The following is a 16,994-nucleotide window of genomic DNA, read 5'->3' as shown; positions in this document are numbered from 1 at the left end:
AGACCCCGGAGTCGAGCGTTATTCGTCTGCCACCACAGAGTTGGGCCGCCGCGGATTTAGCCGATGAGGCGGCGTTCCCAGGCCCACGCGGCGATCTCGACCCGGTTGCGGGCCTTGAGCTTCATCTGCACGCTCGCCAGGTGGGTCTTGACCGTGCCGACGGCGATGAAGAGCTGGGCGGCGATCTCGGCGTTGGTCAGGCCCCGGGCGACGAGCTTCACGACGTCGAGTTCCCGTGGTGACAGCCCGGTGTCGCCGCGCACCGGGGCGGGGGAACTGAGGTGCTCCAACAGCCGTACCGTGATGGATGGGCTGATCAGCGCGTCACCGGACACGGCCGCGCGGACCGCCTCCACCAGCAGGGCTGGCCCGGAGTCCTTGAGCAGGAAGCCGCAGGCGCCGTTGGAGAGCGCGGTGTGCACGTACTCGTCGAGGTCGAAGGTCGTCACCACGACCACCCGGATCGGGTCGGCGACGCCCGGCCCGGCGAGCAGCCGCAGTGCTTCGAGGCCGTCGAGGCGCGGCATCCGGATGTCCAGCAGCACCACGTCCGGGCGTAGTCGCCGGGCCAACTCGACGGCGACCACCCCGTCGGCGGCCTCGCCGACGACCTCCATGTCCGACTGCGCACCGATGATCATGCCGAAGCCGGTGCGGACCATCGCCTGGTCGTCGGCGATCAACACCCGGATCATCGTCCCACCGCCGTGGGCAGCGGGAACGCCGCATCGAGCACCCAGCCGCCGGCGATGCCGGGGCCGGCGGTGATCGTGCCGCCGAGGGCGCGTACCCGTTCGGTGAGACCGATCAGGCCGAAGCCGTGCCCCCGGGCCGGCGCGGTGCGCCCGGCCGTGCCGTCGTCGGCCACCCGGACCAACAACCAATCCGGGGTACGTCGCACGGCCACGTCCACGGATCGGGCGCCCGGCGCGTGCTGGCGGGTGTTGGTCAGCCCCTCCATCACCACCCGGTACGCCGAGGTCGAGACCTCCACCGGCAGCCCGTCCAGGTCGCCGTCGACGTGCAGTCGTGCCGGCGCGTTCGCCGCGCCGTTGAACCCGGTGAGCAGCGGCTCCAGCTCGGTCACCCCTGCCAGTGGAGCCAGCGGTGCGTCCGGCGGGGCGTCTGGATTGCGCAGGATCCCGACCATCCGCCGCATCGATGCCATCGTCTCCGCGCCGGCCCGCTCGATCTGCTCCAGGGCGACGATCACCCGCTGCGGGTCCTGCTCGGCGACGAACCGGGCGCCCTGCGCCTGCACCACGATGCCGGTGACGTGGTGGGCGATGAAGTCGTGCAGGTCACGGGCGAACTCGGCACGCTGCTCGGCCCGGACCAGCGCGATGGCCCGCTCCCGGCCGGCGGCCACGATGCGCAGGTAGAGCCCCACCCCGGCGGCGCCGGCCGCGGCGAGCACCTGGAGCAGGCCGAAGATCACCAGAAGGCTTTCGGTGCCGACGCGTAGCGGTAACGCGGCCACCGCGAGCCCGGCGGCCACCGCCGCCCACGGGGCGAGCCGCGGCGCGCCCCAGCGGGCCACCACGAAGACCACCCCGAGCAGTCCGGCCGACTCGGCGAGGCCCCAGCTGCCGCCGAGCAGGTAGCTGCCGTTGCTGGCGACCCGGATCGCCGCGGTCACGGCAAGCGAGGTGGTGGCGAGCGCCAACGCGGCCGCCGGCAGCCAACGGGAACCCAGCCGGTGCATCGGCAGCCAGAGCGGCACCGTCGCCACCGCCAGCCCCATCCGCACCAGCACGAGCAGGAGGGCAACCGGGGTCATCCCCACGGACGTGCTGAACCGCAGGTCGAACAGAGCGAGCAGGCCGATGGCCAGCAGTCCGGCGGCCTGGGCCAGACGTACCCACCAACGACGAAGATCCGGCGTGCTCATGATGACCCAGCGTAGCCAGCCACGCGGCGATGGCAGGTCGGCCGAAAGGCAGACCCCGCGCCGGCGATACCCGGCCCCGGACCGATGCGCCCAACCGCCGGTGACGGCGACGCTTCCCGGGTCACATCGCAGCCACTGGAGGAACAATGACAACCCACGCCCCGCCGGAGACCAGCCACGCCGCGGTCGCCGCGGTCGACCTGGTGAAGGTGTACGGCAGCGGCGAGACCGCGGTCCGTGCCCTGGACGGGGTCTCGGTCGGCTTCGGCCGGGCCGAGTTCACCGCGATCATGGGTTCGTCCGGGTCCGGCAAGTCGACCCTGATGCACTGCCTCGCCGGCCTCGACACGGCCACCTCCGGCCGTGTCCTGCTCGGCGGGACCGAGCTGACGGGCCAGTCGGACCGGACACTGACCCGGGTACGCCGGGAGCGGATCGGGTTCGTCTTCCAGTCCTTCAACCTGCTGCCGCAGCTCACCGCCGCGCAGAACATCACCCTGCCGCTGGATCTCGCCGGCCGGCAGCCCGACCGGCAGCTCCTCGAACACCTGGTGCGGGTGCTCGGCCTCGGTGACCGCCTCGCCCACCGGCCCAGCGAGCTGTCCGGCGGCCAACAGCAGCGGGTCGCGCTGGCCCGCGCCCTGGTGGCGCGACCGGAGGTGGTCTTCGCTGACGAGCCGACCGGCAACCTCGACTCCCGCTCGGGGGCGGAGGTGCTCACCATCCTGCGCGACTCGGTACGCGACCTCGGCCAGACCGTCGTCATGGTCACCCACGACCCGATCGCCGCCGCGTACGCCGACCGGGTGGTGCTGCTGGCCGACGGACGGGTCGCCGGCGAGATCGACAAGCCGGACCAGGGGTCGGTCACCGACGCGCTGCGCGATCTGGCGGCGGGCGCATGAGGGCGACCGTGCTGCGCACCCAGACCAGCGCCGCCGCCCGGCGGCCCGGCCGGCTGATCCTCACCGGTCTGGCGATCCTGGTCGCTTCCTTCGTCGTCTTCGGCACCGTGCTGGTGCAGGAGATCACCGAACGGACCGTGCGGGACAACCTCAGCGGTACCCCGTCCGCCACCGATCTGGTGATCGGCAGCCCGGAGCAGCCGCCACCCACCGTGACGGAGTTGCAGCATGTCCGCGCCGTGCCCGGTGTGGCCGAGGCGGTGGGCCGGGTGACGATCGGGGTGTCCGTCGGCGAGGGGTACCTCAACCTGCAGGCCGACCCCGGTACCGGCCCGCTTACCGCGGTCCGGGTGATCGAGGGCAGCTACCCGGACGGCCCGGGCGAGATCGCGATCACTCCGCGCACGGCCGAGCGGCTCGGGCTCTCGGTCGGCACCACGACCAACGGCACGGGCGGCGAACTCACCACACCCACCCGGCTGACCGTAACCGGCGTGGTCGAAACCCCGGCCGACGCCGGCTTCGACGCGTACGCCCCGGACAGCTTCGTGATGTCCTGGGCGCATCTGACGGCCGTGGAACGCGTCGATGTGCGGGCAGCCCCCGGCGAGTCGGTGGAGGCCGTCCGCCAAGGGGTGAGCGCGGCGTTCGCGGCCGGCCAGTCGATCCGCTCCGGCGCCGAGGTGCGCCAGGCGGAGGCCAACGCGGCAGCCGCGGAGGTCGGAAAACTCTTCATCCTGGTCGGCATCTTCGTCGCGATCGCGGTCGTCGCGGCAGCGCTGGTGGTCACCTCGACCTTCCGTATCGTCTTCGCCCAGCGGATGCGGCAGCTCGCACTGCTGCGTGCGGTCGGTGCGAATCGGGGCACCCTGGTCGGGGCGTTGACCGCCGAGGGAGCGCTGACCGGGCTGATCGCCGGCGTCGTCGGGGTCGCCGGCGCCCTCGCCCTCGGGTACGCGCTACCGGCGATCCTGCGCTCCACCGGGCGCGCGGTCTCCTCGCCGAGCCTGCCACTGGCGGAGGCGGTCACTGTGGTGCTCGGCGCCGTCGTGATCACCGTGCTGGCCGTGCTGGCACCGGCGCTCTCGGCCGCCCGGGTCTCCCCGCTGGAGGCGCTGCGGGCGGCAAGCACCACCGCCGGCCGGCGCGGCATCGGCGTGGCGCGTCTGGTCTTCGGGCTGCTCCTGGCCGTCGGCGCGGTCCTGGCGGCGGTCGGGACGATCAGCCAGTTGCCGAAGCCGGAGCAGTCGGACTACGACCCGTCGATGCCGCTGCTCCTGCTGGTCGGGTCCGGCGCACTGGCGTTCTTCGCGCTGGTGGCCCTGGGGCCGCTGCTGGTGCGTCCCGTACTGGCCGTGGTGGGTTGGCCGCTGCGCCAGCTCGGACCGCTCGGGCGGATGTCGGTCGGCGGGATCGGCGGTGCGCCGCGCCGCGCGGCCGCCGTCTCCGTCGTGGTCGCGCTCGGCGTGACCCTGATCTCCGGGGTGGTCATCGGTGGCGCGTCGCTGCAGATCCTGGCCGACCGCGAGATGGCGCTCTCGGCGCCGACCGACTTCGAGGTCACCAGCAACGGCGGGACACTTCCCGCCGCCGTGGTGAGCCGGGCCGAGGCGGCGCGCGGCGCGCTGGCCCGGGTGGTGCCGTACCGGCGGATCGACAACGTCACGCTGATGCGCGGTGCCGACAAACTCAGTGACGTCGAGCCCGGTTATCCGACGAACGACCTGGACCTGGCGGCGTTGCCGAGCACCGGCGATCTGGACACGGCACAGGGCACGCTGGCCGACCGTGGCCCCGGCCGGATCGTGCTCAACAGCTGGGTTGCCCGGGAAACCGGTCTGCGGGCCGGCGACACCGTCACGGTTGCCGTCGCTGCGCACAGGCTCGACGTGCGGGTGGCCGCGGTCCTGCCCGGTGACGGCCCGCTGCACGCGGGCATCCTCATCGACCGGACCGACCTGGACCGGCTCGGCGTGCCGGCCGCGTACACCGGTCTGCTGGCCGACGCGGCCGGCTCCGGCGAGGACGGCCGCACCGCCGGCGTGCGGGCGCTGCGGCAGGCGATCGGCGACAGCGACGGGGTGGGCCTCGCGGTGCTCGCCGACGAGCGCGACCGCAACGACACGTTGGTGAGCAGCCTGGTCTGGATCGCGGTCGGCCTGGTCGGCCTGACCGTGCTGATCGCGGTCGTCGGCGTGGGCTCCACGACCGCCCTCTCGGTGGTCGAGCGGGTACGCGAGTCGGGGTTGCTCCGCGCGATCGGCCTGTCCCGGACCGGGCTGCGCACCATGTTGACCGTCGAGTCCGGCCTCTACGGGGTGATCGGGGCGACCATCGGTCTGCTGCTCGGCGTCCCGTACGCCTGGTTGGCGGTCCAGACCCTCGGGATCAACGCACCGCTGACCGTGCCGGTGCTGCCGCTCGTCGGGCTTTTCGTGGCGCTGGTCGTGCTGACCGCGCTGGCCGGGGTGCTGCCGGCGCGGCGGGCGTCGCGGGTGAGCCCGGTGGTGGCGCTGGGCGCTGACGGCTGAACGTCATCCCGTTGGATCGCGGGTCGGCGCCGGCGTCTCGGCGCCGACCCGCGACGGCGTGCTCAGTTGGGGTTGTTGGCGTGGGTCAGGGTCTCCCAGGCGACGAAGAGGTTGTTGCTGCCGGCGGGGCGCTGTTGCAGCGTGAGGGTCTGCGTGTTGGTCATGACGTTGCCCAGCCGGGTGCTCATCGCGTTGAAGCCGACCTCGGTGATCGGGCCGAGGCCACGGGTGAGGCTGCCGCCGCAGAGCCAGGAGGGCGGCGCTTCGCCGAGCTGGTAACGCGAGTGGAAGCCGAGCGCCTGCCGCAGCCGCTCACCGACCTGGGGATACAGGTCCCGTCCCTGGATGCGGGAGGTCTCGGCGACGTGGGAGATGGCGGAGATCCCGTACCCGGTGTGGACGAAGTCGCGGCAGGTCTCCTGCGCGAGGCCGGCGACGAAGGTGGACTGGCCCTGCCAGTAGCCGATGATCTCCGAGCTGGTGTCGAGACCGCTGCCGGGCACCGTGTAGGGCAGCGCGCCGTCGCTGGGCAGGTAGACGAAGGCGCGGGTCCGGTTGAGGAAGCGGGTGACTGCCGCGTCGTAGGCGGACCGGTCCTCCAGGAAGACGGCGACGCCGACGGCCGCCTCCATCATGGTCAGCTCCCAGTTGCCGTTGCTGTTCGAGCCGTTGCGCACCACCGGCAGGTAGACGTTGCGCAGCATGGTGGCGAAGCGGTTGGCGTTGGGCCAGTTGGTGTACGTGTACTTGATGATCTCGGCGGCCCGGGGCCAGACCGAGGCGGCCCACCCGGTCTGCAGAGGGGCGTTGCTGCCGGTGTGCGCGGTGATCGTGGCCGACCAGGCGTCCATGATCTGGATCGACTTCTGCGCGTACCGGGCGTCGCCGGTGATGTACCAGGCGAGCGCGTCGGTGTACGCGGCGATCGCGTCCTCCCGCTCGTCGGTACATCCGTTGTTGGGGTTGGAGTAGGACCCGCACTCGACGACCGAACGGGGCGCCGGGGTGCGCGACAGTGAGGCGTACCGGCTGCCCATCATCTGGTTGTAGGCAGACGCCCACGGCTGCGCGCCCGCCTGCACCCGGCCGCGGACGAAGTCGAGCTGACCCCGGCTGACCAGCACGCCGGGGTGTGTGAAGCCGCCGGAGGGAGGTGGCGTCGTGCCACCGCCGGTGGGCAACGTCCAGGTCTGGTTGGCGGTGCCGGTGCAGCTCCAGATCTGCAGGGGTGTGCCGTCGGCGGAGCTGGGGCCGGTCGCGTCGAGGCACTTGCCGGAGGTCGGGTTGACCAGTTGCCCGGCGCTGGGCGACCACTGCTGCGCGCCGGTGCCGTTGCAGTCGTAGATCTGCACGCGCGCGCCGTTGGCGGTGCTGGCGGCGGCGATGTCGAGGCACTTGCCGAGCGACCGGATCGTGCCGTCGTCGGCCACCGTCCACTGTTGGGCGGCGGAGCCGTTGCAGGTGTAGAGCTGGACCTGAGTGCTGTTGGCCGGGTTCGCGGCGGCCACGTCGACGCACTTGCCGCCGTACCCCGTGATGGCGCCCGTCGCGGCCGCCGTGGCGGGCGAGGCGCCAACCAGCAGGCTTGTCGGTACGGCGAGCACGGTCACCGCGAGCGCGGCGGTCAAACGGATGCGGGGGCGGCGGGGCGCAAGCCCGGCCAATCGTCGCGCCATGTCGGGGTCCTTCCGAGCGGCGAAGCCAACTGTAAAGTGTGTTAATTATTACAGTCACACGCATCGATATCAATGCGTGTCGTGGACCGACGACCGCCATGAACGCGGATGGCCCCCGACGCCGCGCGCCGAGGGCCACCCGGTTCGATCGGGTTACCGCAGGCCAGGCACGTCGATCACGATCAGCTCCGTGTCGTCCGCGCGCCCCGGGACGCGACCGTCGTTGCCCGGGAAGTTGTTGTCGTTGGCCACGAGGACCCGGTCACCGCCCAGCGGCAGCACGGACTCGACCGACTGCAGCGGGAACGAGAAGAGCGGGCCGACGCCGTACTCACCCGGGCGGGCCGGGGTGGAGACGCCGGTCGGGTCGGCGATGTGCATCAGGTCGACCGCGGTGCGCCGCGGCAGGTAGCCGTCCGCGCCCACCTCGTCCAGATCGGTCACCACCAACCGCTTGACCAGCGACTGCTGGCCCATGCCGTTGTCTCGCTCGATCAGCAGCAACCGCCGGCCGTCGAGCACCGCCGCGTCTCCGACCAGCAGGGACGGGTCGTCCACCCGGAACGACCAGGTGCGGTTGGTGTACCGGTTGTGCCGTACGTCGAACTCGTAGACGACCCGGCGCCGCTGGTCAGGGTCGTTGACCTGGGCACCTTCGAGGATCGGGTAGAGGGTCCAGCCGTCCGCGCTGGCCGCCATCGCCTCGAAGCCGTTGCTGGCGCGCAGCGTCGGGGTCTCGCCCGGGGCGAGATCCGGCGACTGCGGGGACTTGGTCCCGTCCGGCAGCGGGATCGGCGCCTGCAGCACCTTTCCGGTCATGTCGGTGCGGATCAGGTACGGGCCGAACTCGTCACCGATCCACAGGTTGCCGCGTGCGTCGCGGGCCAGCGACTCGATGTCGAAGTCGGCGCCGGTCAGCAGCCGATCCCGGGTGTTGCCGTTGACGATCGGGAAGGGCACCTTGTGGTCCGGGTCGCGGAAGCTGATGTGCCCCCGAATGGTGACCTTGTGGCTACGGTAGGCCGGCTCGATCTCGTACGCCCGCAGCAGGAAGTCGGCCGAGTTGGTCTTCGCGCCGAAACCGTTGTCCGGCATGGCGAGCAGCCGCTTGCCCGAGCGGTCACCCGGCTGGGCCGGGATCACCGCCGAGAAGCCGGGAACGGGCTGGCCGGGGAAGGGGGCGGTGATCCCGTTGACCGGGTTGGTGGAGAGCTGGGTGCCGGAGATCGGGCCCGGCTGGTACGCGGTCGCCGACAGCAGCGCCCGGTCCCGCAGCGTCACCTGGGGCCGCAGCTTCACCGACAGCGAGTACACCCGGGTGGTCTGGGTGGCGCTGCCGTTGTCGTCGGAGATGAGGTACAGCTCGCGGCGACCGCCCGGCAGGTTGCCACCGAGCGCGGCACCCTCGATGTTGTCCAGCAGCGGGTTGGGCTGCGGCTGCTTGGTGGTCGCGCCGGACGGCGGGCAGGTGACGATGTCGACCAGCAGTTCCTTGCCGAGCCACGACCGCGGGTCGGTCGCCGTCGACAGGGTGGGCACGGCGGAGACGTCCGGCGCGCCGGTCGCGGAGACCCGGTACACCCGGACGGTGTTGCCCACCCCGCTGGTGAAGCCACGCTCCAGGGCGAGCAGTTGGTCGTCGCCGAGCGCGATCAGCTCGACCAGGCTGAGGTTGGGGTCGGTGCGGTAGGCGTACTGGGCGGTCGGGGCGTACGTGCCGCCCTCCCGGCCGTCGTACCGGATGATCCGGTTCCGGCCGCGCCCCTCGGCGTCGCTGCCGTCCGCGGCGAGCGGACCCTCCATGCCGGCGTAGAGCACCCGGTGGTCCGGGGTGGTCGCCAGCGCCTCGAAGGTCTGGTTGACCGCGGCCTCGCCGGCCGGGGTGACCTGGAACCGAGCGGGTACCGGTAGCGAGGCGATCTCGCGACCGTCGGAGAGCCGGAACCGGCGGATCGACGGCTCCCGCTCCGAGCTGGCCAGGACGGTGGCCCCGCCGCGCTCGGCGACGAGGCCCTCACCGTCGAAGTCCGCCCCGGTGTACGGCGTGCCATCCGGGCGGGTGAGCGTGGTGACGTCGCGGACACCCACGTCCACTCCGCGCCGGTCGGTGTCCAGGCCCAGCTCGTAGACCCGGGCGGGAGTGGTGCCGATGTTGTCCACCAGCGCGAGAGCGCGTCCGGGCCGGGTGAACGCCAGTGCCGACAGGCCGGCGACCGGGCTGCCCCGGAAGGTGGTCTTGTCGAGGGCATCGGTGAAGCCGAGCAGCGACGCGTCCGGCGCGCAGCTCGCCCCCGTGTTCGGGTGCCCCGGGGTCTGGTGCGTCGGCGCGCCGAGTGCCGGCGCCGCCGCGAGCAGCGAGATCGCCGCCGCGACCGACGCGACGGCCCGGGCCCTTGTGGAAGTGGTACGCACATTGCCTCCAGCATCAAGTCGGCGGTCGATACCGCCGGGCCGATGCAATCGCCCGCCGCTCACCACAGTGGAACCCCCACCGGAACGTCGCCTGAACAGCCAGTGCACGATCCTGTCCGTCGTCACCTCACGGGTGCATGGTGGTTCGGGTCCGTGTGGAAGTGGTGCGCGCGTGTTCATGCCCTGTTCCGGCGGGGGTTCCGGAGTGGCGGGCTGCGGCCGTCAGGCTGGAATTCCGGGCCAAGCGTCTGGCACGACGACGACCGCTCGCCTCCCCGATGAAGGAAAACCGTGGACCTGAATCTTGTGATCATTATTGGTGGTGCGGTCGTATTCGGCGGCGCCGTTGCCTACCTGGTTCTGCTGCGTGAGCGCGGCGCACAACGAGCTGCTCTGGCCGCCGTTGGCGTGGCGGCTGTCCTCGCCGCGAGCTTCCTGCTCATGCTCCTGCTCGCCAGACTCGCGTTGCCCGCCGTGCTGGTGTTCGTCGCCCTCTTCAGCGGCGCGGTCACCCACCTTGTCTTCCGTCGCGAGCTCGGTGCCCGGCGGGCGGCCCTGCTCGCCGCAGGCGCGACGATCGTGATCACCGTGAGTGCCCTGTTTGTGCTCTACCTCGCCGTGATCGCCTTCATCCTCGCCATCGGCGTGTACCTCCTACTGCGTATCCGTCTTCGGCTCGCCCCCGCACTGGTCCTGATGGGCGGCACGCTCGGCGGTCTGCTCGCGGCCTCCGCCGGCGCCTTCTGGATCAGCCTGACCTACATGTGACGGCACGTCCGGCCCGGCTCGGCGTCATCTCGGGTCGGGCCGGACCGCCGGGCCCGGCACTGCTGGCGTTCCTGCGGAGCTGATCAGTTCAGGCGAGCTGGCCGCCGATGACCGAGAGCAGCCGCAGCTTCTCGTCGCTCTCCGACCCGGGCACCGCGGTGAAGACCAGCAGCGTCTGCGACTGGTCGGGATCGACCAGCGTCTCGCAGTGCAGCTCCAGCGCCCCGACCTCCGGGTGCAGGAAGCGCTTCGGCGGGCAGTAGCCGGCCGGCACCGGGTGCTCCCGCCACAGCTCGGCGAACTCCGGGCTCCTGGTCAGCAGGTCGTCGACGAGCGCCGCCGCCCGCGACCCTCGGCCGTCGCGGGTGTACGAGGCGTGCAGGTTCGCCACGAGCAGGCGGCTCCGCGTCTGGTGGTCCTCGGCGGGGTGCAGCCGCCGCGCCGTCGGGTCGGTGAACCAGCGGTGGTGTGCGCTGCGCGCCATACCGGTGTGCCGGGTCTCGTCGCCGAGCAGGGCGATGGCCGGCGCGGTCTGCGCCAGGGTCTCGCCGAGATGGTTGACCACCTGGGCCGGGGTGTCGTGCATCCGGTCGAGGATCCGCATCATTCCTGGGTTGACGTGGTCGGCCCGCACCGTCCGGTGGGGGACGGCGTGGCCGGCGAGCTGGAACAGGTGGTCCCGTTCGGCCAGGGAGAGCCGCAGGCCACGGGCCAGGGCGGCGAGCATCTGCTCGGAGGGGTGCGGCCCCCGCTGCTGCTCCAACCGGCTGTAGTAGTCGGTGGACATACCGCTCAACGTGGCGACTTCCTCGCGCCGCAACCCACCGGTGCGCCGGCGCGCACCCCGGGGCAAACCGACGTCCTCCGGTTGCAGCGCCTCGCGGCGGGTGCGCAGGAAGCTGGCGAGCTGGGCGCGGTCCACGGCGTCTCCGATCAGTGGGTGCCGGCGGGTGAACCGGCACATCGAATGCAACAGGCGAGCCCAGCCGAGGTGTTCCGCCTCGCGGGCACGAACCTTGCAAGATCGCGCTGGCGGCGGGGACGGCACCGCCCCGACCCGACGGGCGCGGGCCGGGGTCGGAGCCGTCCGGTGGGTCAACGCTGGATGGACTTCGTCTCCAGGAACTCGTCCAGGCCGAAGCGGCCGAACTCGCGGCCGTTGCCGGACTGCTTGTAGCCGCCGAACGGGGCGAGCGGATTCCAGTGACCGGCGTTCACGTCGACCTGGCCCACCCGCAGGCGCCGGGCGACCGCCAGCGCGTGCTCCGGCTCGCCGAAGACCCCACTGGTCAGGCCGTACAGCGTGCCGTTGGCGATGGCGACGGCCTCCTCCTCGTCGGCGTAGGGGATGATCGTCAGGACCGGGCCGAAGATCTCCTCCTGGGCGATCGCGGAGGTCGGATCCACGTCGGCGAAGATCGTGGGCTGAACGTACGCGCCGGTCAGGCCCTCGGGCCGGTCCGGACCGCCGAACACGAGCCGGGCGTCGCTGGCGATGCCCTGCTCGATGTACCCGACGACCTTCTGCCGGTGCGCCTCGGACGCCAGCGGGCCGATCCGGGTTGTCTCATCGGTCGGGTCGCCGACGGTGTACTGCTTCGCGGCCTCGACGGCCAGCGCCACGACCTCGTCCTGGCGGGAGGCGGGCACCAGCATCCGTGGCCATGCGCCGCAGACCTGGCCACCGTTGGTGAACGACATCATCAACCCTCGGTTGACCGCCTCGGGCAGGTCGGCGTCGTCCAGGATGATGTTCGCGCCCTTGCCACCCAGCTCCAGCGCGACCCGCTTGACGGTCTGCGCGGCCACCGCGCCGATGCGCTTCCCGGCCCGGGTGGAGCCGGTGAAGGAGATCATGTCGATGTCCGGGTGGGCGGAGATGGCCTCGCCGACGACCGCGCCGGTGCCGTACACCACGTTGAACACACCCGCCGGCGCGCCTGCCTCGGCGACGACCTCGGCGAGGATGCGCGCGGTCAGCGGGGCGTTCTCGGACGGCTTGAAGACCATCGTGTTCCCGGCGAGCAGCGCCGGCGCCAGCTTGGAGACGATCTGCTGCAGCGGGAAGTTCCACGGTGTGATCGCGCCGACCACACCGATCGGCTCGCGGACGATCAGCGAGGTGCCGATCTCCTCGGTCCAGGCGAAGTCCTCGGCCAGCCCGGCGACCGACTCGACCACGGCGGCCGGGAAGGCGACCTGGGCGGTGCGGGACATGCCGATCGGCGAGCCCATCTCGGCGGTGATCGCCTGGGCGATCTCCTCCTGCCGGGCGCCGAGGCCGGCACCGAGGCGACGCAGCACCTCGGCCCGGTGCTGGGGCGTGGTCGCTGCCCAGGCGGGGAAGGCCGCCCGGGCGGCGGCCACGGCCCGATCGACGTCAGCGGCGGTGCCGGCCGGGGTTTCGGCGACGACCTCGCCGGTCGCCGGGTTCACGACGGGAAGGGTACCGGCGGCGCCGGCGACGATCTCGCCACCGATCCAGTGGCCGGTGACGGTGTGCGTGGAAGGTGTCATGGACCGACCGTCGCACCGGCCCGGAACCCCAACCAGGTGCGGTTTATCCAGGGCTTCGCGATCCCTGGCTGGGGCCCCTTCCGCTCAGAGCGTGAGGACGATCCGTCCGGCGGTGGTGCCGGCGTCCTGCCGGGCCCAGGCGTCCGCGACCGAGTCGAACGGCACGATCTCGTGGTCGACGGTGAGCCGGCCCGCCGCCGCGTGCTCGGCCACCACACCCAACGCCGCCGCCCGCTGCTCGGTCGACAACCCGTTGTTGGTGTAGCCGATCATCCGCAGCGAGCCGCTGCGCAGCACGGCGGACTCGATGGGCGCGGTCGCGCCCGCGGCGCTGCCCAGGTTGACCAGGCGGCCCGTCGGGCGCAGCACCCGCAGCGCCGCCGCGGCGGGGACACCGAAGACCGGGTCGAGGACGAGGTCGACCGGACCGTCGCAGACGTGGCGCAGCCGGTCAGCCATCGACGTGACGTCGTCGTCGGGCAGCAGCGGGATGGCGACGGCGGCACCGAGCTCCTCGGCGCGGGCCCGCGCCGCGGCCGAGCGGGCCACGGCGACGACCCGGCGTGCGCCGCCGAGCAGGGCCAGTTGAACGGCTGCCTGGCCCACCACACCCCCGGCGCCGAGCACGATGACCTGCTCGCCGACCGCCAGACCGCCGGCGTGGGTCAGCGCCGCGTGCGCGGCGACCGCGGAGAGGCCCAGGGCCGCGATCAGGGTCAGCGGTACGCCGGGCGGCAGCGCCACCACGTCGACGGCGGGCACCGCGACCGTGGTCGCCATGCTGCCGTCGACGCCAGGCTTCATCCCGGCTGACGTGCCGAACCAGACGGCGGTGCCGTCGGCGACTCGACCGACGCCCTGCACGCCCGGCACGTAGGGGATGCTCGGCGTGCCGAAGTAGCTGGTGCCGCTGGCGCAGAGCACGTCCAGCGGGGTGATCGGCACGGCCTCGACGGTGACCGCGACCTGGCCGTCGGCCGGTACGCGGGCCGGCCGCTCCACGATCGTCGGTGCGGTGCCGCAGGCGCTGAGCTGGGCCGCGCGGATCACGTCGCGATGTCCGGGTAGGGCATCGAGAAGTGCGCCAGCCGTGCGCCGTAGGACTTCTGGTACTCCAGTGGCTCGGTGTTGTCCCGCTCGAAGACGGCGATGAAGAGGGTCAGGGTGAGGAACGGGTGCGCCCCCAGCTCGAACAGCTTCACGTGGTCGTGGGTGGCCAACGCCTCCCGTTCCACGTCGTCGAAGCGCAACCAGGTGCTCGCCTCGTCGGTGTGGCAGTTCAGCACCGTGTTGGCGTACTCCGCCTCCCACCAGGTGACCAGCTCGCGCGGCTCGCTCCGGTACCGCTCGACCAGCTCGGGGTCCCGGTCGACCATGAAGAGGAACTTGTTCAGCAGGTACTTGCTCATGCCGCCGGCGCTCCGTTCGGGTACCAGGTGAAGTAGGCCTCCATGGTGTGGAACAGATCGAGGGTGTCGACGTAGTCGGCCTTCGCGCCAGCTCCGGCCACACCCATCATGAGCATGAAGTCCATGAAGCCGTGGGTGGCGTTACCCGGCGAGTGCAGGCTGTCCAGCGTGACCTCGCGCAGGCACCCGTCCAGGTCGCCGTTGGCGATCCACTCGACGGCCCGCTGGTCGAACTCCGGGTCCGGGCCGTGCGGGCCGAACTGCCGGGGGCCGCCGAGCTCCAGCGAGAGGTGGCCGGTGCCGATGACGGCCACCCGCAGGTGCGACGGCCACGACTCGACGATGTCCCGGATGGCCTGACCGAGCTGAACGAAGCGCTTCGGCTGTGGCAGCGGCGGCGCGAAGATGTTCGTGTAGATCGGCACGATCGGCAGGTCGGCCTCGGGCCGCAACGTGATGATCGGGCAGGTGATGCTGTGGTCGATCCGCAGCTCGTTGCTGAACGCGAGGTCGAAACCGGAGTCGAGCCCGGCCCGCAGAATGTGCCCCGAGAGGTCCTCCTGGCCCTTGAGCAGCATCCGGGGCAGCCCGAACTCGCGCTCCTCGTTGTACCAGTTGGCGTCGTAGAAGGGCGCCTTGCCGACCAGGAACTGCGGCATGTTGTCCAGCCAGAGCTGGTGGAAGTGGTCGGAGCCGACCATCACCAGCACGTCGGGCCTGGCCCGGGTCAACGTCTCACGGAAGGCCAGGATCTTGCTGGTCCACTCGTCGGCGAACGGTGGCCGATCCTCGCCGGTGGCCGTGCTGGCCCGGTAGTAGAAGGGGTGGTGAGTGGAGGCGATGACCGCGACGACGGTGGCCATTCCGCTCCTTCCGCTGCAGAGGAGGGGGTCTCAGGGTTCGTAAACCGCGTTGCGGTCCACGCTGCGGTAGATGTCCATGCCGAGCGGCCGGCGCCGCTCCTCGGCGAGGTGCCCGAGCAGCCCGGCCGCGCGGGCCAGCAGGGCGAAACCACGCAGCATCTCGACGGGGAGCCCGAGGTCGGCGAGCGCCGCGCCGCAGACGCCGGCGCCGTTGAGCGGCAGGGTTCGGCCGAGCACCTGCGGGTGCACCCGTCCGATCGCCTCGAACAGCCGCAGGTGGGGGCCGTGCAGACCCTCCTCGGTGGCGATCCGGATCAGCACGGGGGTGCGCGGGTCCTGCTCCTTGTGCACGGGGTGCCCGAGCCCCGGGACCAGGCGACGCTCCTGCTTGGCCCGGGTGACCGCGTCGAGCGCCACCGCGTCGTAGTCGGTCACCTCGCCGGCCTCAGCGAGGGTGTCGGCGAGGAAGCGTCCACAGTCCTCGGTGACACCGAGGAAGCGGGAACCGCCGCCGAGCAGGCCGGCGGCGAGCGCGCCCTGCAGCGACTCGGGCGCGGACAGGTACGTCAGTCGGGCCGCGATCGCCGTCGGGGTGAAGCCGTGATCGGCGAGCGCCACCAGTACCGCCTCGAAGACGCGCACCTCACCCTGGGTGGGGCGGCGGCCGGCGACCAGCCAGTACGCCAGTTCGCCGAAGCCGACCTTGCCCATCAGGTCGCCGGCCAGGTCCTGCCCGAGCAGGGAGATGGTCGTCGGGTCGGAGGTGCCGATCCCGGTCGGAAAGCTCAGCTCTTCAGCCACGCGCGGATCTCCTCGCCGTGTTCGTCGAGCCCGGGCGGCGGCAGCTCGTACCGGGCCGGGGTGTCGGAGAAGGTGATGGGGTTGCGGACGCCGGGCACGTCGCCGACGGCGACGACCGGGTCGAGCCCCAACTCCTCGGCGAGTGCCACGCCGCCGTCGATGGTGTTGATCGGGGCGCACGGGACGCCCGCGGCGAGCAGGTCACGGAACCACTCGTCCTTCGTCCGCTTGACGAGTCGTTCGACCAGCAGCGGCCGTAGCTCCTCGCGGTTGGCCGTACGGTCCTGGTTGCGCCCGAAGCGCGGGTCGTCGGGCAGGCCCGGCAGGTCGAGCACCTGGCAGAGCTTACGGAACTGCCCGTCGTTGCCGGCGATGACGATCAGCTCGCCGTCGGCGGTGGGCAGTGGCTCGTACGGGAAGAGGCTCGGGTGCGCGTTGCCCATCCGGAACGGGACGGTGCCACCGGCGACGTAGCCGCTGGAGTGGTTGACCAGCCCGGACAGCGCCGAGCTGAGCAGGTTGACCTCGACGTGCTGACCTCGTCCGGTCTCCGCGCGGTGGTGCAGCGCGGCGAGGATGCCGATGCTCGCGTGCAGCCCGGCCATCACGTCGAAGACGGAGATCCCGGCCCGGTACGGCGAGCCATCCGGGTCGCCGGTGAGGCTCATCAGGCCCGAGATCGCCTGCACCATCAGGTCGTAGCCGGGATAGTCCCGGCCGGCGCCGGTGCCGAAACCGCTGATGCTCGCGTACACGATCTTCTCGTTGCTCGCGGTGACGCTGTCGTAGTCGAGGCCGAACCGGACGAGACCACCGGGCCGGAAGTTCTCGATCAGCACGTCGGCGCGGCGGGCCAGCTCCTGCGCGGCGGCCAGGTCGTCCGGCTTCTTGAGGTCCAGGGCGACCGACCGCTTGTTGCGGTTGATGCCGAGGTAGTACGTCGAGACGCCGTCGCGGGTGGGTGGCATCCAGGTGCGGGTGTCGTCGCCCGCGGGACTCTCCACTTTGATCACCTGGGCACCCAGGTCTGCCAGGAGCATCGTCGCGTACGGGCCGGCGAGGATCCGGGAAAAGTCCGCGACCAGCAGGCCGGCCAGTGGCCCTGTCGAATGCTGCACCATGTTTCCGCCCGTCCTGCGGACACCTGTCCGCCGAGACAGCTTGCGACACCGAGTGGCCTCTGTCAACGGGTGCTTCACCGGCCGGAAACAGGCTCTTGAC

The 16,994-nt window shown here is 71.8% G+C and carries 14 protein-coding genes; 3 read left to right on the top strand and 11 right to left on the bottom strand.

The features are described 5' to 3' along the window. Positions 1-56: 56 nt before the first annotated feature. Both HNR20_RS01360 and HNR20_RS01355 read right to left on the bottom strand, forming a co-directional pair. Positions 57-695 (bottom strand): response regulator, encoded by a 639-nt coding sequence (locus HNR20_RS01360; RefSeq protein WP_184175680.1) that lies wholly within the window; start codon positions 693-695, stop codon positions 57-59. Beyond that, positions 692-1,891, bottom strand: a complete 1,200-nt coding sequence (locus HNR20_RS01355) for a sensor histidine kinase (RefSeq protein WP_184175677.1) — start codon at positions 1,889-1,891, stop codon at positions 692-694. The genes HNR20_RS01360 and HNR20_RS01355 overlap by 4 nt, the downstream gene beginning before the upstream one ends. Positions 1,892-2,037: 146 nt before the next feature. Between HNR20_RS01355 and HNR20_RS01350 the strand changes: the two genes are divergently transcribed. Both HNR20_RS01350 and HNR20_RS01345 read left to right on the top strand, forming a co-directional pair. Further along, positions 2,038-2,796, top strand: coding sequence for an ABC transporter ATP-binding protein (locus HNR20_RS01350; protein ID WP_184175675.1), 759 nt, complete (start codon positions 2,038-2,040; stop codon positions 2,794-2,796). Continuing rightward, positions 2,793-5,327, top strand: coding sequence for an ABC transporter permease (locus tag HNR20_RS01345; protein WP_184175672.1), 2,535 nt, complete (start codon positions 2,793-2,795; stop codon positions 5,325-5,327). Before HNR20_RS01350 ends, HNR20_RS01345 begins: the two co-directional genes overlap by 4 nt. 62 nt (positions 5,328-5,389) lie before the next feature. On the opposite strand, the gene HNR20_RS32040 is transcribed toward HNR20_RS01345, so the two are convergent. Continuing rightward, positions 5,390-7,003: a ricin-type beta-trefoil lectin domain protein gene (locus HNR20_RS32040; protein ID WP_184175670.1), complete on the bottom strand. Its 1,614-nt coding sequence runs from the start codon at positions 7,001-7,003 to the stop codon at positions 5,390-5,392. Positions 7,004-7,156: 153 nt separating this feature from the next. Continuing rightward, on the bottom strand, positions 7,157-9,415 hold the full coding sequence (locus HNR20_RS01335; protein WP_229687395.1) for an esterase-like activity of phytase family protein: 2,259 nt from the start codon (positions 9,413-9,415) through the stop codon (positions 7,157-7,159). Positions 9,416-9,706: 291 nt separating this feature from the next. Between HNR20_RS01335 and HNR20_RS01330 the strand changes: the two genes are divergently transcribed. Further along, entirely contained in the window at positions 9,707-10,183 is a 477-nt protein-coding gene (locus HNR20_RS01330) for a hypothetical protein (RefSeq protein ID WP_184175664.1), read from the top strand. A gap of 88 nt (positions 10,184-10,271) precedes the next feature. Here HNR20_RS01330 and HNR20_RS01325 read toward each other — a convergent pair whose 3' ends face one another. From HNR20_RS01325 to HNR20_RS01295, 7 genes are all read right to left on the bottom strand, one after another. Then, entirely contained in the window at positions 10,272-11,105 is an 834-nt protein-coding gene (locus HNR20_RS01325; protein ID WP_184175663.1) for a helix-turn-helix transcriptional regulator, read from the bottom strand. 173 nt (positions 11,106-11,278) lie between these two features. Then, on the bottom strand, positions 11,279-12,700 hold the full coding sequence (locus tag HNR20_RS01320; RefSeq protein ID WP_184175661.1) for an aldehyde dehydrogenase family protein: 1,422 nt from the start codon (positions 12,698-12,700) through the stop codon (positions 11,279-11,281). Positions 12,701-12,784: 84 nt separating this feature from the next. Further along, the gene (locus HNR20_RS01315) at positions 12,785-13,750 is read right to left on the bottom strand and encodes a quinone oxidoreductase family protein (RefSeq protein WP_184175659.1); all 966 of its coding nucleotides are present in this window, start codon (positions 13,748-13,750) and stop codon (positions 12,785-12,787) included. Next, complete coding sequence (locus HNR20_RS01310) at positions 13,747-14,109, bottom strand: hypothetical protein (protein WP_184175656.1); 363 nt, start codon at positions 14,107-14,109, stop codon at positions 13,747-13,749. Before HNR20_RS01310 ends, HNR20_RS01315 begins: the two co-directional genes overlap by 4 nt. Further along, positions 14,106-14,972 carry a DODA-type extradiol aromatic ring-opening family dioxygenase gene (locus HNR20_RS01305; protein WP_184175654.1) on the bottom strand — a complete coding sequence of 289 codons (867 nt, stop codon included), beginning with the start codon at positions 14,970-14,972 and terminating at the stop codon, positions 14,106-14,108. The genes HNR20_RS01310 and HNR20_RS01305 overlap by 4 nt, the downstream gene beginning before the upstream one ends. Positions 14,973-15,002: 30 nt before the next feature. After that, positions 15,003-15,773, bottom strand: a complete 771-nt coding sequence (locus HNR20_RS01300; protein WP_184175651.1) for a citryl-CoA lyase — start codon at positions 15,771-15,773, stop codon at positions 15,003-15,005. After that, complete coding sequence (locus HNR20_RS01295) at positions 15,758-16,894, bottom strand: CaiB/BaiF CoA transferase family protein (RefSeq protein ID WP_184175649.1); 1,137 nt, start codon at positions 16,892-16,894, stop codon at positions 15,758-15,760. Before HNR20_RS01295 ends, HNR20_RS01300 begins: the two co-directional genes overlap by 16 nt. Positions 16,895-16,994 lie beyond the last annotated feature (100 nt).

Source organism: Micromonospora parathelypteridis (assembly GCF_014201145.1).
Taxonomy (GTDB): Bacteria; Actinomycetota; Actinomycetes; order Mycobacteriales; family Micromonosporaceae; genus Micromonospora; species Micromonospora parathelypteridis.
The sequence above is the reverse complement of the archived record's forward strand: the minus strand, read 5'-3'. Positions and strand labels throughout refer to the sequence as shown.